Origin of the sequence: Micromonospora qiuiae (genome assembly GCF_016863555.1) — a bacterium.
Classification (GTDB): Bacteria; Actinomycetota; Actinomycetes; order Mycobacteriales; family Micromonosporaceae; genus Micromonospora; species Micromonospora qiuiae.
The window spans coordinates 33,457-55,306 of record NZ_BOPC01000062.1 but is presented as its reverse complement, the minus strand read 5'-3'; the positions used below and the strand labels follow the sequence as shown (position 1 = coordinate 55,306).

The following is a 21,850-nucleotide window of genomic DNA, read 5'->3' as shown; positions in this document are numbered from 1 at the left end:
GGCTTGTTCAGGTAGGTGAGGACAGCGCGGACCCGGCGGTTGGTGTCGTCATCGTCGGAGATGCCCAGCTTGCCGAACATGGAGGTGGTGTACTTGCTGATGGCACTCTCGCTGAGAAAGAGGCGACGGCCGATGGCCTGGTTGGACAGTCCCTCGGCCATCAGGGCCAGCACGGAGCACTCCCGTTCGGTGAGCCGCTCAAGCCCCCGGTTCGGGGAACTACTGGACAGCAGTTTCGCGATGACGGCCGGGTCCATGGCGGTCCCGCCGCCCGCAACGCGCTCCAGAGCGCCGATGAACTGGTCGGCGTCGAACACGCTCTCCTTGAGGAGGTAGCCGACGCTGCCGGAACCGTCGGCCAGAAGCTCGCGGGCGTACAACTGCTCGACGTGCTGGGAGAGGATGAGGACCGGCAGTCCGGGCATTTCGCTGCGGGCGACGAGGGCCGCCCGCAGGCCCTCGTCCGACTGGCCCGGTGGCATACGGACGTCGATGACCGACACATCCGGACGCCACGCCCGCAGCGCATCGAGCGTTTCAGGTCCGGTGGTCGCTGTCGCCACCACCTGGTGCCCGTACGCCTCGATCAGACGGACCATCCCGTCGCGCAGGAGATAGAGGTCCTCGGCTACAACAATTCGCATGGCAGCACCATCCTGACACGGGTCGGGCCCCCCGGTGGGCTGGTGATCTCCAGGGTGCCGTCGAAGGCCGCCAAGCGGCGGCGCAGGCCGACGAGCCCGCCGCCAGCTCGCTCGTCTGCCCCGCCCCGGCCGTCGTCCTCAACCTCGACAACGAGGTCGTCCTCGTCCCAGGCGAGGCAGACGCGCGCCCGCGACGCGTGGGCATGCCGGACCGCGTTGGCCAACAACTCGGCGACGCCGAAGTAGACGGCCGACTCGACCGGCGGGTCCACGGTTGCCAGCTGGCCGTCAACGCTGACAGCCACGTCGAGCGGGATGTCCAGAGCGAGGGCGCGCACTGCGTCGACGAGCCCCCGCTCGTTCAGCACCGGTGGGCTGATCCCACGGATCAGCTCGCGGAGCTCGGCCAGCGAGGCGATGGCGCCGACTCGCGCGTCCCGCATCAGTGCCTTGGCCCGCTCCGGGTCGGTCCCTATCAACTTCTCCACAGTCGCCAGGGAGAGCCCAAGCGCAACCAGACGGGCCTGCGCTCCATCGTGCAGGTCCCTCTCGATCCGGCGGATCTCGGCAGCCTGCGCGACCGTCGCGTCCGCCCGCTGGGCGGTCAACTCATCCACCCGGTCCGCCAGCGCCATCGCAGCCGACGGACGCAGGAAGCGGACGGCCACCGGCTCGACGATCCGCCAAGCGTACGGGGCCAAGGCGACGGCCACGACCAGGCCGAATGCCCCGACGAGGCGCGCGGCGAGCCCCGGCTGGCCGAGCCCGAGGACCGCCGCGACCACCCCGGCCGGCGGGAGAGCAGCGACCACGCCCGCAGTGAGCGGCACGATCCCCGTGAACCGCAGATCGCGCCAGTTGGCGGGGTCTGCCCACCGGACCCGCCACTTCTGATCCAGCAGGGCGTCCCGGCGGGTGCGCTCGTAGGAGAAGCCGTTCCACCAGTACCCGGTGGACATCCGCGTCACCACTCCGGCCTGCCGGTATCCGGCGGGGATGACGGTGGCGGTCCACCTTGCGACGAGGAAGCGGACCATCCGGCAGACCGGGCGGGACAACGCGAGCGTGCCCCCACACACCAGCACGAGCGGCGCTACCCACGACCACGGGTTTCCCACCCCCCACCAGATCCCCAGCGCCACAGCGGCGGCCCACACGGCCGGGACCAGCAGGCTGACGACCGCGACGACGCACGCCCGCACGAACCCCACGCCAACGCGCGCCACCCACGAACCCAGCCGTCTCATGACTCATCCTTCGCTTACCGTCCGGCACTCCCACTGTGCACCGCGCGGGGCCCGCTACAACCCTGGCCAGACAGAGAGTGGGGCTACCCCCACCCGCCAGTGTGTCCAGGCGGATACCGCGTCAGCCAAGCGCTTCATAACGTCGGTGAGCATGGAAACCAGCGCGCACTCCACGGCCGAGGCGGCACTCCTCAACACCCCCCGCGCCCAGAGGGCCTTCGACACAGCGAAGATCAGCATCAAGGTTCACGGCGCGCTGAGCGCCGCCGCCCTCCTGGCGGTCATCGCGGTATCGGTCAGCGGCCACACGGTGAACACGTTCATGTGGGTCCGGGCAGTCCTGCTGCCCATAGTCGCCGTGCTGATCTACCGGATGACCGGATCCGCTTCCCGGGGATCTCGACGGGCCTTCGAGCGCGTGAGGGCTCTCGCCGTCATCATGCCGATCGCGATCATCGGCGTCGACCTGATTCCGGGTGTCTGTCCGCCGTGGTACGCCGTGATGCAGGTCGTCTGCATGCTGCCCATCATCCGAGTCGCGTTCATGACCCGCGGCTCTGCACTGCGCGCCGCCTTCCCCAAGGGGCGCTGAATAGCGGAATGAGCGGCGGGCATTCGGCCTACCCCGGCTGACCGCGCACCAACCCCACCAACGCCCGGTTCGTGCGATTGGCCCGCACCGCCTCCCGCTGCTGACCCGCGGTCACCTCGATGTACGTCTGCGACGACGCCAACGACGCGTGCCCCAACAACCGCATGATCTCCGCCGCGCCCGCACCGTCCTCGGCCAACCGCGTCGCGAACGTGTGCCGCAACGCGTGCAACCGCGCCCCGCGCGGCACCCGGTCACCGATGCCGGCCCGCCGGTAACAGGACTCCACCAGATACTGCAGACCGCCCCGGCGCAGCGGCTCACCACACCGGTCCACCAGCAACGGCGAGTCCGGCCGCACCGTACGCGACCCGAACCGCCGCCGCCGACTGTCCAGATAGTCCACCAGCACCGCGTCCAGATCCGGCTCCACCGGCAACATCCGGGGCCGCCCACCCTTGCCCGACACCTCCAACCGCCGCTCGCCCGGCCGACCGGCGAGCGAACCGACCCGCAGCGCCAGCAGCTCCGACAGCCGCAGGCCGGCGCAGAGCGCCAGGGCCAGCACCGCCACGTCCCGCTCCGGCCACGGATCACGCTGCCGTCCCTCGCTTCGCGCGGCCGAGGCGAGCAGCCGTTCCGGGGTGTCCTCGCCGCGCAGTGGCTTCGGCACAGGGAGCGGGGCCCGGGGACGACCCACCGCCGGCATGGGATTGCCCGTCACCACCTGCTCGGCGACCAGGAAGGAGAAGAAGCCGTTCCAGGTCGACCAGGCGCGTGCGACGGAAGCGGCGGCCCGGTCGGCGGCGAACCGGGCGAAGGCCGTCCGCAGGAGTCTGGGGGAGAGCCCGCCGATCTGCAGATTTTCGAGGGGGAGGGGAGGGGTGGCCAGTTCTGCGGCGAGGGCGGCCACGGTGGTCAGATCCCGCCGGTACGCCGCCTGGGTGTGGGGGGAGGGCTTGCGGGTGGCGCGTGCGGTCAGGAAGTCCTCGATCAGCGTCACAACGCTATCACCCGATTTGTCATGCATAAGGCATATTATGCATGATTTTCGCGTCTGGTGCTGCCCTCCGGGGACGGGGGGGAAGTGTCGGTGGTCGGCTCTAGCGTGACGCCACCGGCTCGAGCGATGGAGGCACACCATGACGACCCTGCCCGAGCGGACGAACACCGCGCTGCTCGTCATCGACGTCCAGCAGGCAGTGGTCGCCGGCGCCGGCGTGATCGCCAACTGCATCCGCTCGACCCTGCACGGCGCGCTGGTGCGCGGCTACGACGCCACGCTGGTCGCCGACGCACACACCACCGAAGACCTCAGCGCGTACGGCGCGCCGCCGCCGCACCAGGTGATCGCGCACACCAACCTGTACTGGCGCTTCCAGTCCGCTCCGGGACGGCAGGCCGGCGCCGTGCCGACGGTGGAGGTCGAGTTCGCCCCGGCCGGCTGACCGGGGAGGTCCGCCCCGCAGCCAGCTTTACATAATGTAGATTATCGAATCTGGGCTGCGAGGCGTCGCTCAGCAACCAGAAGGGCTGCTAGGCCGCCTGTTCGCCGTGCTCGTTGACCGCCGCTACCAGTTCGTTGAACATGACCTCGTACGCCTCGCTGAGGTGTTCCACCAACTCGTGCGGCAGCAGGTCGGTTGTCCAGACCAACGTCGCCGCCCCCTCGCCGTCGGCCAGCACCCGCATCTCGGCCTGGTGATGCTCTGCCCCGGGAAACCCGGGGATCGTGTAGACGGCCCGCATCAGGGCGGGATCGACGGCCACGTTGCGCTCCCAGATCTCGGTGCCGTCGGCCAGGGTGACCACGCGGTAGTCGTCCTCTTGGCGCTCGCCCGCGCAGGCGGAGAAGATGTGCACCTCCGCGCGGGTGTAGCGATCGAGGAAGTCCCACGCCACGTCCGCTGTCACCGTCAGCTTCGCCTCGCGATAGATGGTCGCCATTCGTCCCACCTGCTTACTCGGGCTATCGGCCTGGCCGCCAACCCTCGCACGTTCGGCGCTGAACGGGCAACGACGACAGATCAGACGGTGGATTCGTGGCGAGGAGGGCAGCTCTGTCGAGTCGCCACGAGCCGATGGTCGTCGCGGTCACGCCCCTCCCCCTCGCTTTGGCCTTTGAGGACTAATGCTCGGAGAAGTCCCGTTAGGCAAGATCAACTTCGGTGAGGGCCGGGCGTCGGCGTCCTGGCAGGCATGGGGGCAATAACGATCGTTTTCGCCCCGCACCCTGACCTCCGAACAGATCACCGACGCCCGCACCCTGCTCGGCGCCGGGCAAACCCGAGCCGCCGTCGCCGCCAAGCTGCGCGTCTCCCGGTGGACACTCAGCCGCGCCCTCGACACCGCGCCGCTGACGCGCCGCCCGGACGACGACGCTTGACCGCAGTGGCCGACGCGCGGATCGCGGCTGGATAAGGATGCGCTGAGGCCGTTAACCGGAGACGGTGCGTGCTTTCTAGCCGCCGTCGGCGCGCTGCTCGCTGAAGGCCAGCAGGAAGGTTCGGACGGCGGCGATGGCCACCTGACGCAGTTCGGCATCGTCGATCTGGCGTGTGCCCATCTCGGAACGGGCCTCCAACGGGCCGATGAGCAGGGCCATGAACTGCTCGGCCGCCTGGGCCGGGTCGCCGGCCTGGAGGCGACCGGCGAGCATGAGCCGCGCGAACCGGTCGGCCAGGGCTTCGTTGAGGCGATGAGGTCCACTCTGCCGGACGATGTCGAGGGCGTCGGGGAATCTGTTGATCTCCGAGTAGAGCAGCCGTCGCAGCGCGCACGAACGGTCATCGCAGTGGAGCCGGAGCAGGCCGTGACCCACCTCTTCCAGCGTCGCGCGCAGGTCCTCGCCGGGCTCGTGGAGGGGCTCGAGGGCGGCCAGCCGCTCGTTCAGCGCAGTCTGCGCCACGGCCTCCAGTGCGTGCCGGAACAGGGTGACCTTGTCGGTGAGGTGGTTGTACACCGTCGGCTTGGCCACGCCTGCCTCGTCCGCGATCTCCTGCACGCAGGCCTGGGCGTACCCCTGCCGGGCGAACACCCTGAAGGCGCCTTCCAGGATCGCCTGCCGCTTGTCGATCCGTCCGCGAGAGCCTGCCGCAGTTCGAGCTCCGGTCATGCCCTCGATTGTACCTGCTGGTTCAACTTAGTGAACGATCTGGTTGCGCGCGAACGCGTCGGGCAACTAACTTGAACCCGTGAGTTCAGATCGTCTGGATCGGCCGCTGTTGCGGATGATCGCCGTGGTTCTGCTTGGCGGGCTGCTCGGCATTCTCAACAGCACCATGGCCGCCGTAGCGACCGACACCCTGGCCAAGGCCTTCGACACCTCGCTCAGCACTGTCGGCTGGACCTCCACCGGCTTCCTGCTGGCCGTCACGGCCACCATCCCGTTCACCACCTGGGCCGTCGACCGGTTCGGCGGCAAGCGGCTGTGGCTGATCGGCCTCCTGATATTCCTGGCCGGATCACTCGCCGCCGGACTGGCCTGGAACGTCGGCAGCCTGATCGCCTTCCGCACCCTTCAGGGCATCGGCGCCGGCATCCTCGACCCGCTCGTGCTGATCCTGCTGGCCCGCGCCGCAGGCCCCCACCGCGCGGGACGCGTGATGGGCCTGATGGGCGTGGTGCTCTCCCTCGGCCCGGTCCTCGGCCCGATCGCGGGCGGGGCCATCCTCGCCAGCCTGCCGTGGCGCTGGATGTTCCTGCTCAGCGTGCCCGTCGGAGCCATCGCCTACCTGCTCGCCGGTCGCGTGCTGCCTGCGGACCCGCCGGCCGGGCAGCAGCCCCGAGTCAGGCTCGACGTCCTCGGCCTGGCCCTGCTAGGGCCGGGCTTCACCGCTCTCGTCCTGGCAATGTCGCAGGCGGCCGAGCAGGCCGCGTTCATTACCTGGCAGGCGCTCATCCCGCTGGCCGCCGGCGCCGTGCTGCTGACCGGCTACGCCATCCACGCGCTCCTCGCCCAGCGCACACCACCCCTGATCGACCTGCGCCTGTTCACCAGCCGCGGCTTCACGGCCAGCGTCACCATCATGGGGCTCGGCGGCCTGGCCAACTTCGCCACCCTGTTCGCGCTGCCGCTGTACTACCAGCAGGCACACGGGCACGGGGTGCTCGCCGCCGGACTACTGATGGCACCGGCCGGCCTCGGTGGCGCCATCGCCATGCCACTCGCTGGCAGACTGTCGGACCGGCTCGGTGCCCGAGGCCTGGCCACCGCCGGCGCGATCGTGGCCGCCCTCAGCGGGCTGGCCTTCACCCAGATCGGCGCGGACACCATCGAACTGTGGCCCGTTCTGGCCGCCTTCACCATCGGTCTGGGCATGGGTTGCTTCAGCGCTCCCACGATGGGGTCGCTCTACCGCACCCTGCCCACCTCCATGGTGGCGCAGGGCAGTTCGATGCTCTACATGCTCAACCAGCTCGGCGCCGCGCTCGGCGTCGCGCTCGTCACGCTCATCGTGCAGATCGCCAGCGATCCGATAACCGGCTTCCACGGCGTCTTCTGGTTCGCCGTCGCCATGATCGTGGTCGTCCTCGCCGCTATCCCGCTTCTGCCCGGCCGGCCCCAGGTGCCGGCTGTACAAGAGGAACTCGCCACGTCTGGGAGGACATCCTGATGAAAACGATAGTGATCACTGGCGGCACCGACGGGATGGGCCGAGCGCTCGCCCGCACCTATCTCGAACGAGGTGACACCGTCGCCATCATCGGCCGGGACAAGGAGAAGGCCGCGACGCTGCCCAACGCCCATTTCATCCCGGCGGACCTGAGCTTGATCAGCGAAAACCGGCGGGTAATCGAAGAGATCACCTCCGCGTTCCCCACCGTGGACGCGCTCGTGCTGTGCGCCCGGTACTTCCGCTCGACCCGCTTCGAGGCTGCGGACGGCGTCGAGGGCACGTTCGCGCTGGAGTACCTGAGCCGGTTCCTGCTCAGCCACGGCCTGGCCGACCCGCAGGTCATCGTCAACGTGTCGGGGCCCGGCCTCCCGATGGATGCGATCCATTGGAACGACCTCATGCTGAAACACGGCTACAACGGGGTGGCGGCCCAGATGCAGGCGGGAAAGGCAAACGACCTCCTCGGGGTCGCCTACGCCACCCAACGGGTCAGCCGTACCAGATATGTGTTGATCAATCCTGGCGGCGTGTCGACCAGCTTCGCCGGCGAGTACGATGCGCCGACCGCTGCCCACGTCGCCTCGCTCAGGCGGTACGGCAAGCCGGTCGAGGAGGGCATCAAGCCGATCGTTACCCGCATCGATCACCCGCCCGCCGAACCGCTCAGCGCGTTCATGCAAGACCAGCCGATCAGCCTGGACCAGCCGTCCTTCGACCCACGCCCCGCAGCCCGGCTCCACGAGCTCACCCTGGAGGTTCTGCGATGACGATGACGTGAACGGCGGCGTTTCGGTCCGCGCCAGTCAGCCCATACGAGTCGCTGGCACTCGTCTACCCGTCCCGCGGCTTCCACGACCAAGCCCTGCGTCAGGTCGTGCGAGTGCGTGGTGGCGGTGAGCGTCTGCGAGTGCGGCTCAGCAACCTGTACGGCAAGCAGCCGCTCACCATCGCCCGTACGCGGGTGGCTGCACTCGAAGTCGGATCTTCGATCATCGCGAGCATCGACACTGCGGTCACCTTCGGCGGGACGCCGCACGGGCCAGCCACCTACCACCCGTTTGCCCTGCAGACCGGCTACGTGGCACGTGGCGACGTCGTCTCCCACCCGAAACTGCCCGACCCTGAGGTGCAAGATTCGTTCCAGCTCCATCGCCTGCTCCGCGCTGATCGCGCCGGCCAGCATCGTGTACAGCCCCGTGCGCGAGCAGGTGCAGTGGTGGGTTTGCCGCCGAGACGACTCAGCATGATCATGCCAGTCGATCGGCCATGGTGGACTGTGGGTGGCCTCTCCCCCGACGATGGGCCGAGTCCACGGGCCCCGGCCCATCGTCGGGCGCCTGTTGTGGCTATCCGGTGATTCGGGTGTTCGGGGTGGTGCCTGGCAGTCCGCCGGTGTTGGTTTCGAAGGCGGGGATGGGGGTGCTCGCGAGCGTGGTGCCGTCGGCGGTGTGGGCGGTGACGGTTGCGGGCCTGGTTGGCGGGACGGTGGTGGCGCCGAAGCCGGATGCGTCGAGGGTGACCGGGGTCGGGGTGCCGCCCAGGGTGGTGACGGTGACGGTGGCCGCGTCCGGTGGGGCTACCACGATGACGCGGTCGGTTCGGGTTTCCCTGCCTTCGACGCGCATCCGCCAGGCGATGGGGCGTTGGTCGACGCCGTCGGCGGGCAGTAGCAGCCGCAGGCCGGTTCGCCAGCCGGTGGTGTCGCCGTGCATGGCGTAGGCGATGACGCCGCCGTCTCGGGGTTGGATCGTGAACAGCGCGGCGGGTTTGTCGTTGATGCGGCCGCACCAGCGTACGCGGATCGTGACGTCGCGGGCGGACAGCCGGCTGTCCTGCAACGCGGAACCGACGAAGCGGGCGAGGATGGCCCGGTCGATGACGAGTCCTCGGGTGTGGCGGACGGCGGCGGCGAGCATGTCGTCGGTCGGCTCGTGGCTGGTGTCCGGTCCGGTCCAGCTGCCGAATATGGGGCCTTCGTAGATGACGGTGTCGTCGTGGATGACCAGGGCGACGAGCGCGGGTCCCCCGACGAGTCTGCTCGGCGGCACCTGGGCGACGCCGATGCCGGTGCCGGTGCCGGCCGATGAGGAGAGTTGGTGGCTTTCCACGACGCCCTCCGGGGCGTAGCCGGTGACGCTGCTGATCGTCACGGTGGAACCGGCAGGTCCGATGACCACTGCGGCGCCGCCGTTGTTCGGGTCGCTTTCCATCCAGGTGATCACCCGGGTGTCGGCGGTGTCGTTGCCGCCCTGTTCCATCTGGTCCGGTTCGGCGCCGGGCGGTCCGCTGAACCAGATGAGCGTGGAGCTGGTGATGACGCCCAGGCGTAGGGGGACGAAGACCAGCGCGATCCGGCGGCCGGGGATGTCGTCGGCGTACACGATCCGGATCGCGTCGCGGTCGGTGACTCTCCACCATCCCTGTGGGTCGTGCAGGTCGGTGACCTGCCTGCGTAAGCCGTTCAGCCAGGTGTGATCGGCGGCGAGGGCGCCGCGGGTGGGTCCGTCGGCCAGTGGTGACGGCGATGAGGCGACGGCGATGCCGGGAACCCATCCGGGTAGGGGTATCAGGTTGGTCTGTATGCCGACGGCGGCGGCCAGGATTGCGGCGATCACGCCGGCGCGGAATCGGCGTGCGCGGCGGTGGACCTTTTCTCGTTGGGTGAATCGTGGCCACGGGTCGTCCGCGACGGTCACCGTGTCGGCCTCGGCGCGGAGGGTGTCGCGTAGCGTGGTTTCGACGTGTGGGGTCATGCTGGGTCCTCCTGCAGGCTTGTCCCGATGAGCGTGGACGGCGGCTTCAGGTCGGCTCGCAGTCGGGCGAGTCCGCGCGATGCCTGGCTTTTGACCGTTCCGGTCGAGCAGTTGAGGACTTTGGCGATGTCTGCCTCGCTGAGGTCCTCGAAGTAGCGGAGGACGAGCACGGCGCGCATTCTCGGCGGCAGGCGCCGCAGCGCCTCCAGCAACTGGTGTCGGTTTTCGGCCCGGTGGTAGGCGTCCGGTGCCGTGACGGCGTCGGCTTCGAGGAGGGGTACTTCGACTGTTCGGCGGCGGCGTCGCCACGACACGGCGGTGTTGACCATCACCCGGCGGACGTAGACGACGGGTGCGTCCTTGCGAAGGACGCGGCCCCATCGCCGGTGGGTTTTCTCCAAGGCCGACTGCACCAGGTCCTCGGCGGTGCCCCGGTCTCCGGTCAGTAGGTAGGCCGTTCGGGTCAATGGCCCCCACTGTTCCGACACGAATTCGCGGAACCGTTCCTCGTCTTCACCCGGCATGACCGGTCCGCATCGTCCAGCGCACTTCTGTTTGCATGGGAGGTAAGACGCTGCCTGGTGGGCGACAGGTTGAGCGGTGGGGTGAAGATTTTCGCCGGTGGCCCGGTCAGGCGCCTTGGCCCTGGTTCTGCATGAGGCCGCCGTCGATGAAGTACGTCGAGCCGGTCACGTAGTCGGCGTCGGGGCTGGCGAGGAAGACCGCGAGTTTGGCGATCTCGGTCGGCTGTGCGGCGCGTTTGAAGGGGATGCTCTGGACCTGCTCCTCGAGGTATTTCGGGTCGTCGATGGCGCGTTGGTTGAAGGGTGTGAGGACCATGCCGGGGCCGATGTTGTTGACGTTCATGTGCATGGGGGCGACTTCCAGGGCGAGGCTCTTGGCGAATTCCAGCAGGGCGCCCTTGCTGGTGTCGTAGTCCGCGCCGCCGGCTCGGGCGACTTCCTGGTGGATCGACGTGATGTTGATGATCTTGCCGTTGCCGCCGTGGTCGCGGCGGTGTCGTACGAAGCGTCGGGAGCAGAAGAACGCGCCGTAGACGTTGGTTCGGATGGCCCGGTCCCAGGTGGCGGTGTCCAGGTCGGCCACGGGGGTGCCGGAGGCGTCCACGCCGGCGTTGTTCATCAGTATGTCGAGCGTGCCGAAGGCGTTGAGCGCTTCGTCGAACATCGCCTCGACCTGGTGTTCGACGCTGATGTCGCCCTGCACCACGACGGCGCGGCGGCCGGCGCGTTCCACTTCGGTCCTGGTGTGGTCGGCGCCGGCGTCATCGTGCAGGTAGTGGACCACGACGTCGGCGCCTTCCCGGGCGAACTCGATCGCGGTGGCTTGTCCGATTCCGGAGTCGGAGCCGGTGATGAGGGCGGTTTTTCCGGCCAGGCGTGCGGTCATGAGGGTGCTCCTTCCGTGCGACCCGTACCGGCCGGCACGGGGTGTCGCGGTCGGCCTGCGGCGGCCCGCCGCTCGGCGGCCTCGGTGAGTTGACCGGCGGCGTTGATCAGCCCGATGTGGGAGAAGGCTTGCGGGAAGTTGCCGAGTTGTTCCCCGGTGGTGGGGTCGATCTGTTCGGCGAACAGGCCCAGGTCGTTGACCCGGCCGGCGAGTTGCCGGAACAGCGCTTCGGCGCGGTCCACCTCGCCGGCCAGCGCGAGGCAGCTGACCAGCCAGAAGGAGCAGATGACGAAGCCGGCGGGGTCGCCGCTCCAGCGGCGCAGCAGGCCGTCGTGGGACAGTTCGCGTTCGATGACGTCGATCGTGGAGCGCATCCGCGGGTCGTCGGCCGGCAGGAAGCCGACCAGCGGCATGAGCAGCACGGAGGCGTCGAGTTCGGCGGAGTCGACGGCTCCGGTGAAGGCGCCGATGCGTTCGTTCCAGCCTTCGGTGAGCACGTACTGGCGGATGTCGTCGCGGACGGTGGTCCAGCGGGTCACTTCGGTCCGGTCGCCGAGTTGGAGGCCGAAGCGGACGGCGCGGTCCAGGGCGGTCCAGCATTGCACTTTCGAGGAGAGGTAGTGCCGTTGCGTGTCTCGGGCTTCCCACATGCCGGCGTCGGGGCGGTGCCAGCTGAGGATCGCCTGGTCGGTGAGGTCGCGCAGGAGTTGCCGGACTTCGGGGGTCATGGGGTCGAGGTAGTGGCGCATCAGCCAGGCTGCGTCGAGGACTTCGCCGAGTACGTCGTTTTGTCGCTGCTTCCAGGCGTCGTTGCCGACGGTGACGGGTCGGCTGTGGGCGTATCCGCGCATGTGGTCGAGGTGGTGTTCGGTGAGGTCTCGTTCGCCCTGTACGCCGTACATGATCGGGACGGGGGCGTCGCTGATTCGTCCGGTCGCGTGGGCCACCCAGGTGAACTGTCGGGTGGCTTCGTCGGGGCAGGCGGCTCGCCAGAGGGCTTGGAGGGTGAGGCTGAAGTCGCGTACCCAGACGTAGCGGTAGTCGTAGTTGCGGTGGCCGCCGGGTTCCTCGGGCAGGGATGTGGTGGCTGCGGCGACGATGGCGCCGCTGGGTTGGTAGGTCATTCCCTGCAGGACGATGGCGCTGCGTCGGACCTGGTCGGCGAAGGGGCCGCGGTATTGGTCGCGGTGCAGGTCGGTCCAGGAGCGCCAGCTGGTGACGGCGTTGGTGATCGCCTGGTCGGCGTCGGGCAGGGCGGGTGGGTCGGAGCTGTAGGTCGGTGCTTGTCCGAGGGTGAAGCGGTAGGTTTCGGTGGCTCGTACGGTGAAGGTGGCGGTGGCGTTGCCCTGGTCGCAGGTCAGCGGGGCGTCGCCGCGCAGGCTGAGGCGGCAGGCGCCGGCGCCGGCGTCGACGGTGCCGTCGTGTTCGGTGAGGTAGGCGGTTACCTGCCCGTATTCGAAGCGTGGCCGGTAGTCGAGGCGGATCGGGACGGCTCCGGTGAGTCCTTCGACCAGTCGGACCAACGCGCGGGGTGCGTGCAGGCCGATGTCGTGGCCGCGGGCGCCGGGTTCGAGGGCGAGGGCGTCGGTCAGCGCGACGCTGCCGTGGTCGGTGGTGAAGACGGTGCGCAGTACCAGGGTGTCGTGGAGGTAGGACCGTTCGGTGGTGAAGGGTTCGTCGGGTTGGATCGACCAGTGGCCGGCGTCGTCGTCGAGGAGGCGGGCGAAGACGGAGGGTGCGTCGAAGCGCGGCGGGCACCACCAGTTGACGGATCCGGCGCGGTCGACCAGGGCCGCGCTGTGTCCGTCGGCGAGGAAGCCGTGGTCGGCGATGCGTGCGCTGTCCACGGCGGCGGTTACCCGCCTGCGGCGGGTGGCATGCCTGGGTGGGTGAGGTGGGTAGGTGGTGGTTCGGGCTGCCGGGGTGTCGCGAGCGGCGGTGTGGTGGTCAGAGGCCGCCGCCGACGCGGAGGATGGCGCCGGTGGTGTAGGAGGCGTCGGGGCTGAGCAGCCAGGCGATGGCGGCGGCGACCTCGTCGGGTTCGCCGGGGCGGCCGAGTGGGATGCGGCTGGCGGCGCGGTCGGGTCGGTCGGGTTGGCCGGACAGGGCGTGGATGTCGGTGCGGATGATGCCGGGGGCGACGGCGTTGACGCGGATGCCGTGGCCGGCGAGTTCCTTGGCCAGGCCGATGGTGAGGGTGTCGGTGGCGGCTTTGACGGCGGCGTAGTGGACGTACTCCCCTGGGCTGCCGAGGGTGGCGGCGGCGGAGGAGATGTTGACGATGGCGGCGCCGTGGGTCATGCGGCGGGCGGCCTGTTGGGCGCAGAGGACGTAGCCGATGAGGTTGACGTCGACGACGTGGCGCAGGTCGTCGGGGTGGAGGTCGGTGAAGGGGCCGATGGGGCTGGTGATGCCGGCGTTGTTGACCAGGCCGGTGATGGGGCCGAGTTGGGCGGCGGCGTCGAACAGGGCGGTGACCTGGTCGGGGTCGCGGGTGTCGGCGGGTACGGCGATGGCGCGTACGCCGGTGGCGCGTAGTTCGGTGGTGATGGTGTCGGCGGTGTGGTGGTCGCGGTGGTAGCCGAGGGCGAGGTGGTGGCCGGTGTGGGCGAGGCGGCGGGCGGTGGCGGCGCCGATGCCGCGGGTGCCGCCGGTGATGACGGTGACGGGTGTCGTCATTGGTCTGCTCCCCTGCCCTGGTCGGTGTGGGCGACGTTACCGGTGGTGGTCGCGGCGTGGGTGGTGGGGGCTGATCTTCGGGTTGTCGCTGGCGGCTGGTATCAAGGCAGGCGTCTGGACACGTGTACGAGGAAAGAGGTTGTGCGATGGGTGCCGCTGGCCAGGGTTTGTCCGATGAGGAGGTACGCGGTATCCGGGAGGCGTTGGCCGCGGGCCGGAAGCCGAGGGTGGTGTTCACGGCGGCGGCGGGGCAGATCGCCGGGCAGTTGGGTCAGGTGGTGGAGTTGACGGATCCGGCGGTGTCCGACGAGTTCGTGGTGGTGCGGTTCGGTCGTGACGAGTTGCCCTTCTCCCCCGCGGATGTGGCGGTGGCGCCGAAGGGTGCGGGGCGTCGGCCGGTGGAGCAGAAGGTGGAGCCGCCGTCGGCCGAGCCGGTGGTGGCGGGGCCGGAGTTCGTGTTGGATCAGGCGCCGCAGCCGCGGCGGGAGGAGCGGGAGGAGCCGAAGGTGGAGGCGGTGGAGACGAAGCCGGCGCGGCGGGCGGTGAAGGCGGTGAAGCCGAAGGGGCCGGCGGGGTTGACGGTGACGTTGGCGTACGCCGAGGGTGAGTGGACGGTGGCGGCGCAGCAGGGTGGGAAGGTGTTGGCCAAGCCGTACGTGCTCAAGCCGGCGGAGGCGCTGCGGATGGTGGCGTTGGTGGATGTGCCGGGGGTGCAGGAGGCGGTGGAGCAGATCCTGGCCGCGGAACGGTCGGAGGCGGAGCGGCAGGCGGAGAAGTTGCGGGCGGAGTTGGCGGAGATCGAGGCCCGGTTGGCGGAGTTGCGCGAGGCGGGCTGATCGGCGGTGGGGCGTGGCCGGCCCGGGCGGTTGCCTGGGCCGGCCGTTGCCGTTTGCTGGGTGGGCGGGCCGGAAGGCCGCTGGTCGGGAGCCGGTCAGAAGGAGTCGAGGGCTTGGGCGGGTGGGCCGGCGGCGAGCAGGTCCAGGGCGCTCGGGTCCGGGGTGGTGTGTCGCAGCAGGCCGGTTTCGGCGAGGGTGCGGGCGGTGGCGGTGCCGGTGTAGAGCAGCGCGAAGCCGCGCACGGTCAGGTGCAGGTCGGCGTCGTGGGTGACCCGGTGCAGTGTGCCGGTGCTGTCGGCGACGGTGAGTTGCCAGGTGCCGGTGTTCCAGTCGGCGAGGTCGTCGGTGAGGGTGAAGGTGACCGTGCCGTGGGTGTGGGCGGGCCAGCCGCGGGTTTCGACGGCGCGGACGACGTCGACGGGTCGGTGCATCCAGGCGTCGCGTCCGTGTTCGCGGGCGAGTTCGAGGGGCAGGTGGGCGCAGATGGCGTCGCCGGGTAGTGGGGTGACGCGCAGCGTCGGGGTGACGCTGTGCCAGCTGGCCAGGACGCCGACGAGGGCGCGGGCGGCGTCGGCGTCGGCGGCGAGGATGTCCTCGACGGTGAGTACGGCGTCGGGGCTGTAGCCGCGGCCGCGGTCCCAGCCGGCGTAGCCGACCAGGGTGTTGTCGTGTTCGACGAGGGTGAGCCCGTCGTAGGGCAGTTCGTCGCCGGTGTTGAACCGGGGGTGGGCGCGGGTGAGCAGGCCGTTGCGGTGTCGGGCGACGCGCCGGTGCAGGTCGGCGGTGGCGGGCAGGTCGGCGCTGGTGCCGGCGCGTACGGCCAGGTGCGGTTGCGGGCGGTGTCGGGGCAGCGCGGCGGTGGGCAGGTCGAGGGTGCGCAGCTGGCCGGCGATGTCCCAGCCGCAGGCCCGGTAGGGGGCGGGGGTGCTGGGGAAGAGGGCGCTGATGGCGGCGCCGCGGTCGTGGGCGCCGCGCAGCAGGGTACGTAGGAGGGCGCGGGCGACGCCGGTGCCGCGGGCTTCGGGGGCGACGGCGACGCCGGCGACGTCGGCTGTGGGCACGGTCCGGCCGCTCCACCACTGTTCGTCGTGCAGGTCGACGGCTTTGCCGATGAGGTTGGCGCCGTCGAAGGCGCCGTAGATGGTGTGGTTGGTGCTAGGCGGTGGTGGGGGTTGTTGCGGGTCGGAGCCGAAGGCGAGCCGGCCGAGGTGCCAGGCGGCGGTGAGTTCGTCGGGGTGGAGTTCGCGGACGGTGGGTTGCACGCGCCCGACGATAGCCGCGTCGGCGAGGCTGTCGAGGGGTTTGTCGGCCGGGAGGGGTCGGTGCGGCGGTGTGGTGGATGAGCGGCGCGTGCCGATCGCCGGGTCACTGTTGCGGGATGTGGGTGACGCCGATGCGCTTGCGGAAGACCCAGTAGGTCCAGCCCTGGTAGGCCAGCACGATCGGGGTGAAGATCACCGCCACCCAGGTCATGATCTTCAGGGTGTAGGGGGTGGAGGCGGCGTTGGTGGCGGTCAGGGTGCCGGCGGGGTCCAGCGTGGAGGGCAGCACGTTGGGAAACAGCGCGGCGAACAGGGTCGCCACGGCCAGGGCGATCGCCACGGCGGTGCCGGTGAAGGCCCAGCCTTCGCGGCGTACCTTGGCGGCGGCGAGCCCGCCGAGCAGGGCTGCGGCGGCGCCGGCGGCGAGCACGACGGCGGCGGCGCTGGAGCGGATGGTCAGGGTCCAGGCGAGGAAGGCCACGGCGAGCACGGCGGCGATCGCGCCGAGGCGCACGGCGAGGGCGGCGGCGCGGTCGCGGATGTCGCCGAGGGTTTTGAGGGCGATGAACACGGCGCCGTGGGTGAGGAACAGCGCCGCGGTGGTGGCGCCGCCGAGCAGGGCGTACGGGTTGAGTAGGTCGAGCAGGCCGCCGACGTACTCGTGGTCTGCGGACAGGGGTACGCCGCGCAGGATGTTGGCGAACGCGACGCCCCAGAGGACGGCGGGGATGAGCGAGCCGTAGAAGATGGCGTTGTCCCAGCGGCGTTTCCAGGTGGGCTCGGGGCGTTTGTGGCGGTATTCGAAGGCGACGCCGCGGGCGATCAGCGCGAGCAGGATGAGCAGCAGGGGTAGGTAGAAGCCGGAGAAGAGGGTGGCGTACCACTCGGGGAAGGCGGCGAACATGGCGCCGCCGGCGGTGATGAGCCAGACCTCGTTGCCGTCCCAGACCGGCCCGATGGTGTTGATCATGACGCGGCGTTCGCGGTCGTCGCGGCCGAGGACGGGCAGCAGCATGCCGACGCCGAAGTCGAAGCCCTCGAGGATGAAGTAGCCGGTGAACAGCACGGCGACGAGGAGAAACCAGATGGTGGTCAGTTCCACGATGGGCTCCGGTCAGTAGGCGAAGGCGAGCGGGCGTTCGGTGTCGTCGGTGTCGTCGGGTTCGGCGGCGGGCGTGACGTCGGGTACGCCGGCCCTGGCGTAGCGGATGAGCAGTTTCACCTCGATGACGGCGAGGACGGCGTAGATGAGGGTGAAGGCGGTGAAGCTGGTGAGGACCTCAGTGAGGGAGACGCTGCGGGACACGCCGTCGCGGGTGAGCATTTCGCCGAAGACGATCCAGGGTTGGCGGCCCATCTCGGTGAAGATCCAGCCGAAGGAGTTGGCCAGCAGCGGCAGGATGGGCATGGCCAGGCCGGCGCGCAGCAGCCACTTGCTGTTGGGCACGGCGCGGCCGCGGCGTTGGGTCCAGAGCACGAGCAGGGCGATGGCGGCGGCGGCGAGCCCGAATCCGATCATGAAGCGGAAGCTCCAGTAGGTGACCGGGATGATCGGGGTGTAGCTGCCGGGGCCGTACTGGGCGGTGTAGAGGGCCTGGAGGTCGTTGATGCCGTGCACGGTGCCGTTGGGGTCGCCGGTGCCGAGGTAGGACAGCAGGTAGGGGATCTTGATGGCGAACAGTTCGCGGCTGCCGTCGAGGCTGCCGATGGTGAGTACGGAGAGCGACGCGGGGCTCTCGGTGTCGTAGATGGCTTCGGCTGCGGCCATTTTCATTGGCTGCACCTCGGTCATGATCTTGCCTTGGATGTCGCCGGTGATGACGACGGCTGCGGTGGCGACCAGGGTGACCCAGGAGCCGAACTTCGCGGCGAAGCGGTAGGCGGGGGTGTCGGCGCTGTCGCGGTTGCGGATCAGGTGCCACAGGGCGACCGCCACCAGCAGCGATCCGGCGACGAGGAAGGCGCCGGCGATGGTGTGCGGGAAGGTGATCAGGGCGACCTCGTTGGTGAGCACGGCGACGAAGTCGGTCAGTTCGGCCCGGCCGGTGTCGGGGTTGTAGCGGTAGCCGACGGGGTTCTGCATGAACGAGTTGGCGGCGAGGATGAAGTAGGCCGAGAGGTTGGTGCCGATGGCGGCGGCCCAGATGGTGGCCAGGTGCACGCGTTTGGGCAGCCGGTCCCAGCCGAAGATCCACAGGCCGATGAAGGTGGATTCGAGGAAGAAGGCGACGAGGGCCTCGATGGCCAGGGGTGCGCCGAAGATGTCGCCGACGAAGCGGGAGTAGTCGCTCCAGTTCATGCCGAACTGGAACTCCTGCACGATGCCGGTGACCACGCCCATGGCGAAGTTGATCATGAAGAGTTTGCCGTAGAACTTGGTGAGTTTGAGGTACTTCTCGTTGCCGGTGCGGTGCCAGAGGGTCTGCAGGATGGCGACCAGGACGGACAGGCCGATGGTCAGCGGCACGAAGAGAAAGTGGTAGACGGTGGTGACACCGAACTGCCAGCGGGCGACGTCCAACGCGTCCACCTGCGACCCCCAGGCTGCACTCGTACTACAAGACGTAGTAAATACTACCGGGTGTCGTAGAGGGTTCGGCAGGGGCGTCAGACCTGAATCGTCCCGGGACCGATGACCCTGCTCACCTCTGCCCTACGGCCCGCCCCGCCCGCCGCCGGTGACGCCGGACGTGCGACCATGATCGGCTGATGGACGTCGCCCACTCCCCCTGGCAACCACCGCTGATCTGGCGCGCCGTGCAGGTGCTCGCCCGCATCGTGGTGGGGCTGCTGGCCCGCCTGGAGGTCACCGGCGACATCCCCGCGCGGCTGCGCGGCGGGCCGCTGATCCTCGCCGCCAACCACATCAGCCCGTTCGACCCGATCGTGCTCACCGCCGCCTGCCGGGCCCGCCGGATCGCGCCCCGGATCATGGCCACCGGCGGGCTGTTCCGCGTACCGGTGATCGGCGCCGCCATGCGCGCCGCCGGGCACATCCGCGTCGACCGGGGCACCAGCGGCGTACACCGGGCCCTGGACGACGCCGCCGCGGCGGCCGCCGCCGGCGCGGCGATCCTGATCTACCCCGAAGGTCGCATCGGCCTGGACCCGGGCCTGTGGCCCGAACGCGGCAAGACCGGCACCGCCCGACTCGCCCTGGCCTGCGGCGCCCCGGTCGTCCCGGTCGCCCAGTGGGGCAGCCACGAGGTGCTGCCCTACCGGGCGCCCAAGGGAATGCTGGGCGGCATCGCCCGCGCGCTGCTGCGCCGCCCGACGGTGCGGGTGCACTTCGGTGACCCGGTGGCGCTGGCCGACCTGACCCACGGCGCTCCCGGCGCGGCCCGGCAGGCCACCGACCGGATCATCGACGCCCTCACCGACGCCCTCGCCCCGCTGCGGCCGGACGAACCTGACCGGCCCCGGCACGTGGACCCCGGACGTCCCGTCGACACCAGCCGCTCGCACCGGCGCCGGCCGGCCGCCGGCTGATCGGCGCCCCCGAACCGGTGGCGGCCGTCGTGGCCGCTGGTCGCGGGCGACCGGCTCGGGTGCTGCGACACGTCCCGGTCACCGGCGGTTGCGGGCAGCCGGGCATACTGCGCTGCGTGTCGACCGGCTACGCCTACCTGGACTCTCCCGTTCCGTTGGCGTTCGCGCACCGCGGCGGTGCCGCCGGGGGCGACGAGAACACCACGGCCGCCTTCGCCCGTGCGGTCGACCTGGGGTACCGGTACGTGGAGACCGACGTGCACGCCACCGCCGACGGGGTGGCCGTGGTGTTCCACGACGCCACCCTCGACCGGCTCACCGGGCAGCGGGGACGCGTCGCCGCGCTGCGCTGGGCCGACCTGGCCACGGTACGCGTCGGCGGCGCCGCCGCGGTGCCCCGCCTCGACGAGGTGCTCGACGCGTGGCCGCAGGTACGGTTCAACATCGACGTCAAGTCCGACCCGGCGGTGACGCCGACGGTGGCCACGCTCGACCGGGCCGGCGCGGGTGACCGGGTGCTGCTGGCCTCGTTCAGCGACAGCCGGTTGGCCCGGCTGCGGGCGATGACCGGCGGGCGGGTGGCCACGAGCCTCGGGGTGCGCGGGGTGGCCCGGCTGCGGTGGGCCTCGCTGACCGGCCGGCCGGTGCGGCTGCCGCCGTCGGTGGTGGCCGCGCAGGTGCCGGTGCGCTACGGCCGGGTGCCGGTGGTGGACCGCCGGTTCCTGAGGATGGCGCATCGGCTGGGGCTGCAGGTGCACGTCTGGACGATCGACGAACCCGCCGAGATGCACGAGTTACTTGATCTTGGGGTTGATGGCATCATGACCGACCACGTCGGCGTGCTGCGCGACGTCTACCGCAGCCGCGGCCACTGGGCCGCCTGAACATCCTGAGGGCAAAGGAACCCCACATGGCCGAGACGGTGACCCACGCCGCGCAGGACGACACCCCACCGCCCACCAGCACGCGCCGCGAGCGCACCGGCTGGTACTTCTACGACTGGGCCAACTCGGCCTTTCAGACCACCGTCATCACGGTGTTCCTCGGGCCGTTCCTGACCAGCGTCGCCAAGGTCGCCGCCGGGTGCGAACTCGGCGCGGACTGCGCCGGGTACGTCTACCCGCTGGGCATCAAGGTGGCCGCCGGCTCGTACTACCCGTATTTGATCTCGCTGTCGGTGCTGCTGACGGTCTTCGTGCTGCCGGTGGTCGGGGCCATCGCCGACCGGTCGCTGCACAAGAAGCGACTGCTGGCCGGCACCGCGTTCACCGGCGCGTTCGCCACCATCGGGATGATCTTCGTCACCGGTGACCGGTACCTGCTCGGCGGCGCGCTGTTCCTGATCGCCAACATCAGCTTCGGCGCGGCGATCGTGGTGTACAACTCGTTCCTGCCGCAGCTGGGTGGGCCGGACGAACGCGACGGCATCTCCAGCCGCGGTTGGGCGCTGGGCTACCTCGGCGGAGGTCTGCTGCTGGCGTTGAACCTCGTCGCGGTGCAGTCGTTCGACAACGGCACCCCCGAGCGCACCCTGGACCTGGCCCGCTGGTCCATCGTCTCGGCCGGTCTGTGGTGGGCGGCGTTCACCCTGGTGCCGCTGCGCTGGCTACGTGAACACCCCACGGCCGCCGCGCTGGCCGGCGGTGGCCGCGGCAACGTGCTGACCGACGGGTTCCGGCAGCTCGGTCGCACCCTGCGGGAGGTCAAGGCGTACCCGTTGACGCTGTTCTTCCTGCTGGCGTTCCTGGTCTACAACGACGGCATCCAGACCGTCATCACGCTGGCCAGCCAGTACGGCACCGAGGAGCTGCGGCTGGAGCAGAGCACCCTGATCGTGACGATCCTGCTGGTGCAGTTCCTGGCCTTCGGCGGGGCGCTGGCCCTGGGCGGGCTGGCCGGGCGCATCGGCGCCTGGAAGACCGTGCTGTTGAGCCTGGTGCTGTGGACCGCGGTGATCGTGGCCGCGTTCCGGCTGCCGGCCGAGGCGCCGCTGCCGTTCATGCTGCTCGGCGGCGCCATCGGCCTGGTCCTCGGCGGCAGCCAGGCGCTGAGCCGGTCGCTGTTCAGCCAGTTGATCCCGGTCGGCAAGGAGGGCGAGTACTACGGCTTCTACGAGATCAGCGACAAGGGCACCAGCTGGCTCGGGCCGCTGGCGTTCGGCCTGGTGTTCCAGCTGACCAACTCCTACCGGGTGGGCCTGGTCTCCCTGCTGATCTTCTTTGTGGTCGGCTTCGCGCTGCTGCTGGCGGTGCCGATGCGCCGGGCCATCGTCGCGGCCGGCAACACTCCGCCGCGGGTGCTGTGACCCGCACCGGCGGC

General features: G+C 70.1%; 21 protein-coding genes and 1 pseudogene. 9 read left to right on the top strand and 13 right to left on the bottom strand.

Features of this window, described 5'->3' with window-relative positions; all coding sequences use genetic code 11:
* Together Vqi01_RS21545 and Vqi01_RS21540 are read right to left on the bottom strand one after the other, a co-directional pair.
* A partial coding sequence (locus Vqi01_RS21545; RefSeq protein ID WP_204036638.1) for a response regulator transcription factor occupies positions 1–644 on the bottom strand: 644 nt, incomplete at its 3' end.
* Positions 629–1,891, bottom strand: a complete 1,263-nt coding sequence (locus Vqi01_RS21540; protein ID WP_204036637.1) for a sensor histidine kinase — start codon at positions 1,889–1,891, stop codon at positions 629–631. The genes Vqi01_RS21545 and Vqi01_RS21540, both read right to left, overlap by 16 nt.
* 151 nt (positions 1,892–2,042) lie before the next feature.
* Between Vqi01_RS21540 and Vqi01_RS21535 the strand changes: the two genes are divergently transcribed.
* On the top strand, positions 2,043–2,483 hold the full coding sequence (locus Vqi01_RS21535) for a hypothetical protein (RefSeq protein WP_204036636.1): 441 nt from the start codon (positions 2,043–2,045) through the stop codon (positions 2,481–2,483).
* A gap of 28 nt (positions 2,484–2,511) precedes the next feature.
* Here Vqi01_RS21535 and Vqi01_RS21530 read toward each other — a convergent pair whose 3' ends face one another.
* On the bottom strand, positions 2,512–3,513 hold the full coding sequence (locus Vqi01_RS21530) for a tyrosine-type recombinase/integrase (protein ID WP_204036635.1): 1,002 nt from the start codon (positions 3,511–3,513) through the stop codon (positions 2,512–2,514).
* A 112-nt stretch (positions 3,514–3,625) separates the two neighbouring features.
* Here Vqi01_RS21530 and Vqi01_RS21525 point away from each other — a divergent pair, with 112 nt between their 5' ends.
* Positions 3,626–3,931, top strand: a complete 306-nt coding sequence (locus Vqi01_RS21525) for a cysteine hydrolase family protein (RefSeq protein ID WP_204036634.1) — start codon at positions 3,626–3,628, stop codon at positions 3,929–3,931.
* A gap of 88 nt (positions 3,932–4,019) precedes the next feature.
* Here the strand turns inward: Vqi01_RS21525 and Vqi01_RS21520 are convergent, their stop codons facing one another.
* The gene (locus Vqi01_RS21520) at positions 4,020–4,430 is read right to left on the bottom strand and encodes an SRPBCC family protein (protein ID WP_204036633.1); all 411 of its coding nucleotides are present in this window, start codon (positions 4,428–4,430) and stop codon (positions 4,020–4,022) included.
* 286 nt (positions 4,431–4,716) lie between these two features.
* Here Vqi01_RS21520 and Vqi01_RS31660 point away from each other — a divergent pair, with 286 nt between their 5' ends.
* Entirely contained in the window at positions 4,717–4,869 is a 153-nt protein-coding gene (locus Vqi01_RS31660) for a hypothetical protein (protein WP_204036642.1), read from the top strand.
* A 75-nt stretch (positions 4,870–4,944) separates the two neighbouring features.
* On the opposite strand, the gene Vqi01_RS21510 is transcribed toward Vqi01_RS31660, so the two are convergent.
* The gene (locus tag Vqi01_RS21510) at positions 4,945–5,598 is read right to left on the bottom strand and encodes a TetR/AcrR family transcriptional regulator (protein WP_204036632.1); all 654 of its coding nucleotides are present in this window, start codon (positions 5,596–5,598) and stop codon (positions 4,945–4,947) included.
* Between the two features lie 79 nt (positions 5,599–5,677).
* On the opposite strand from Vqi01_RS21510, the gene Vqi01_RS21505 reads away from it, so the two are divergent.
* Together Vqi01_RS21505 and Vqi01_RS21500 are read left to right on the top strand one after the other, a co-directional pair.
* The gene (locus Vqi01_RS21505) at positions 5,678–7,099 is read left to right on the top strand and encodes a DHA2 family efflux MFS transporter permease subunit (RefSeq protein ID WP_204036631.1); all 1,422 of its coding nucleotides are present in this window, start codon (positions 5,678–5,680) and stop codon (positions 7,097–7,099) included.
* A complete protein-coding gene (locus Vqi01_RS21500; protein ID WP_204036630.1) occupies positions 7,099–7,869 on the top strand; it encodes an SDR family NAD(P)-dependent oxidoreductase in 771 nt (256 codons plus the stop codon). Before Vqi01_RS21505 ends, Vqi01_RS21500 begins: the two co-directional genes overlap by 1 nt.
* A 579-nt stretch (positions 7,870–8,448) precedes the next feature.
* Here the strand turns inward: Vqi01_RS21500 and Vqi01_RS21495 are convergent.
* From Vqi01_RS21495 to Vqi01_RS21475, 5 genes and pseudogenes are all read right to left on the bottom strand, one after another.
* Positions 8,449–9,855, bottom strand: coding sequence for a hypothetical protein (locus Vqi01_RS21495; RefSeq protein WP_204036629.1), 1,407 nt, complete (start codon positions 9,853–9,855; stop codon positions 8,449–8,451).
* Positions 9,852–10,379, bottom strand: coding sequence for a SigE family RNA polymerase sigma factor (locus Vqi01_RS21490; protein ID WP_204036628.1), 528 nt, complete (start codon positions 10,377–10,379; stop codon positions 9,852–9,854). Before Vqi01_RS21490 ends, Vqi01_RS21495 begins: the two co-directional genes overlap by 4 nt.
* 106 nt (positions 10,380–10,485) lie before the next feature.
* On the bottom strand, positions 10,486–11,265 hold the full coding sequence (locus Vqi01_RS21485; RefSeq protein ID WP_204036627.1) for a glucose 1-dehydrogenase: 780 nt from the start codon (positions 11,263–11,265) through the stop codon (positions 10,486–10,488).
* A pseudogene (locus Vqi01_RS21480) lies at positions 11,262–13,121 on the bottom strand (glycoside hydrolase family 15 protein); the annotation flags it as partial. The pseudogene Vqi01_RS21480 and the gene Vqi01_RS21485, both read right to left, overlap by 4 nt.
* Positions 13,122–13,212: 91 nt before the next feature.
* On the bottom strand, positions 13,213–13,944 hold the full coding sequence (locus Vqi01_RS21475) for an SDR family oxidoreductase (protein WP_204036625.1): 732 nt from the start codon (positions 13,942–13,944) through the stop codon (positions 13,213–13,215).
* A 146-nt stretch (positions 13,945–14,090) separates the two neighbouring features.
* Here Vqi01_RS21475 and Vqi01_RS21470 point away from each other — a divergent pair, with 146 nt between their 5' ends.
* Complete coding sequence (locus Vqi01_RS21470) at positions 14,091–14,780, top strand: hypothetical protein (RefSeq protein WP_204036624.1); 690 nt, start codon at positions 14,091–14,093, stop codon at positions 14,778–14,780.
* 95 nt (positions 14,781–14,875) lie between these two features.
* Here Vqi01_RS21470 and Vqi01_RS21465 read toward each other — a convergent pair whose 3' ends face one another.
* The 3 genes from Vqi01_RS21465 to Vqi01_RS21455 form a co-directional block, all read right to left on the bottom strand.
* Complete coding sequence (locus tag Vqi01_RS21465; RefSeq protein WP_204036623.1) at positions 14,876–16,042, bottom strand: GNAT family N-acetyltransferase; 1,167 nt, start codon at positions 16,040–16,042, stop codon at positions 14,876–14,878.
* Positions 16,043–16,145: 103 nt separating this feature from the next.
* Entirely contained in the window at positions 16,146–17,144 is a 999-nt protein-coding gene (cydB, locus tag Vqi01_RS21460; RefSeq protein WP_204036622.1) for a cytochrome d ubiquinol oxidase subunit II, read from the bottom strand.
* A 12-nt stretch (positions 17,145–17,156) separates the two neighbouring features.
* Positions 17,157–18,572, bottom strand: coding sequence for a cytochrome ubiquinol oxidase subunit I (locus Vqi01_RS21455; RefSeq protein ID WP_204036621.1), 1,416 nt, complete (start codon positions 18,570–18,572; stop codon positions 17,157–17,159).
* A 179-nt stretch (positions 18,573–18,751) separates the two neighbouring features.
* Between Vqi01_RS21455 and Vqi01_RS21450 the strand changes: the two genes are divergently transcribed.
* The 3 genes from Vqi01_RS21450 (at position 18,752) to Vqi01_RS21440 (ending at position 21,836) form a co-directional block, all read left to right on the top strand.
* Positions 18,752–19,531, top strand: a complete 780-nt coding sequence (locus Vqi01_RS21450; RefSeq protein WP_204036620.1) for a lysophospholipid acyltransferase family protein — start codon at positions 18,752–18,754, stop codon at positions 19,529–19,531.
* A gap of 116 nt (positions 19,532–19,647) precedes the next feature.
* On the top strand, positions 19,648–20,415 hold the full coding sequence (locus tag Vqi01_RS21445; RefSeq protein ID WP_204036619.1) for a glycerophosphodiester phosphodiesterase family protein: 768 nt from the start codon (positions 19,648–19,650) through the stop codon (positions 20,413–20,415).
* A 26-nt stretch (positions 20,416–20,441) separates the two neighbouring features.
* Positions 20,442–21,836: an MFS transporter gene (locus Vqi01_RS21440; RefSeq protein WP_204036618.1), complete on the top strand. Its 1,395-nt coding sequence runs from the start codon at positions 20,442–20,444 to the stop codon at positions 21,834–21,836.
* Positions 21,837–21,850: the final 14 nt, after the last annotated feature.

What these genes read in the sequence shown, in the direction of transcription:
- Vqi01_RS21540 (WP_204036637.1), bottom strand. Translation starts at nt 1,891, where the DNA reads ATGAGACGGCTGGGTTCGTGGGTGGCGCGCGTTGGCGTGGGGTTCGTG.
- Vqi01_RS21490 (WP_204036628.1), bottom strand. Translation starts at nt 10,379, where the DNA reads ATGCCGGGTGAAGACGAGGAACGGTTCCGCGAATTCGTGTCGGAACAG.
- Vqi01_RS21495 (WP_204036629.1), bottom strand. Translation starts at nt 9,855, where the DNA reads ATGACCCCACACGTCGAAACCACGCTACGCGACACCCTCCGCGCCGAG.
- Vqi01_RS21520 (WP_204036633.1), bottom strand. Translation starts at nt 4,430, where the DNA reads ATGGCGACCATCTATCGCGAGGCGAAGCTGACGGTGACAGCGGACGTG.
- Vqi01_RS21530 (WP_204036635.1), bottom strand. Translation starts at nt 3,513, where the DNA reads ATGCATGACAAATCGGGTGATAGCGTTGTGACGCTGATCGAGGACTTC.
- Vqi01_RS21450 (WP_204036620.1), top strand. Translation starts at nt 18,752, where the DNA reads ATGGACGTCGCCCACTCCCCCTGGCAACCACCGCTGATCTGGCGCGCC.
- Vqi01_RS21525 (WP_204036634.1), top strand. Translation starts at nt 3,626, where the DNA reads ATGACGACCCTGCCCGAGCGGACGAACACCGCGCTGCTCGTCATCGAC.
- Vqi01_RS21475 (WP_204036625.1), bottom strand. Translation starts at nt 13,944, where the DNA reads ATGACGACACCCGTCACCGTCATCACCGGCGGCACCCGCGGCATCGGC.
- Vqi01_RS21500 (WP_204036630.1), top strand. Translation starts at nt 7,099, where the DNA reads ATGAAAACGATAGTGATCACTGGCGGCACCGACGGGATGGGCCGAGCG.
- Vqi01_RS21510 (WP_204036632.1), bottom strand. Translation starts at nt 5,598, where the DNA reads ATGACCGGAGCTCGAACTGCGGCAGGCTCTCGCGGACGGATCGACAAG.
- Vqi01_RS21535 (WP_204036636.1), top strand. Translation starts at nt 2,043, where the DNA reads ATGGAAACCAGCGCGCACTCCACGGCCGAGGCGGCACTCCTCAACACC.
- Vqi01_RS21470 (WP_204036624.1), top strand. Translation starts at nt 14,091, where the DNA reads ATGGGTGCCGCTGGCCAGGGTTTGTCCGATGAGGAGGTACGCGGTATC.
- Vqi01_RS21440 (WP_204036618.1), top strand. Translation starts at nt 20,442, where the DNA reads ATGGCCGAGACGGTGACCCACGCCGCGCAGGACGACACCCCACCGCCC.
- Vqi01_RS21485 (WP_204036627.1), bottom strand. Translation starts at nt 11,265, where the DNA reads ATGACCGCACGCCTGGCCGGAAAAACCGCCCTCATCACCGGCTCCGAC.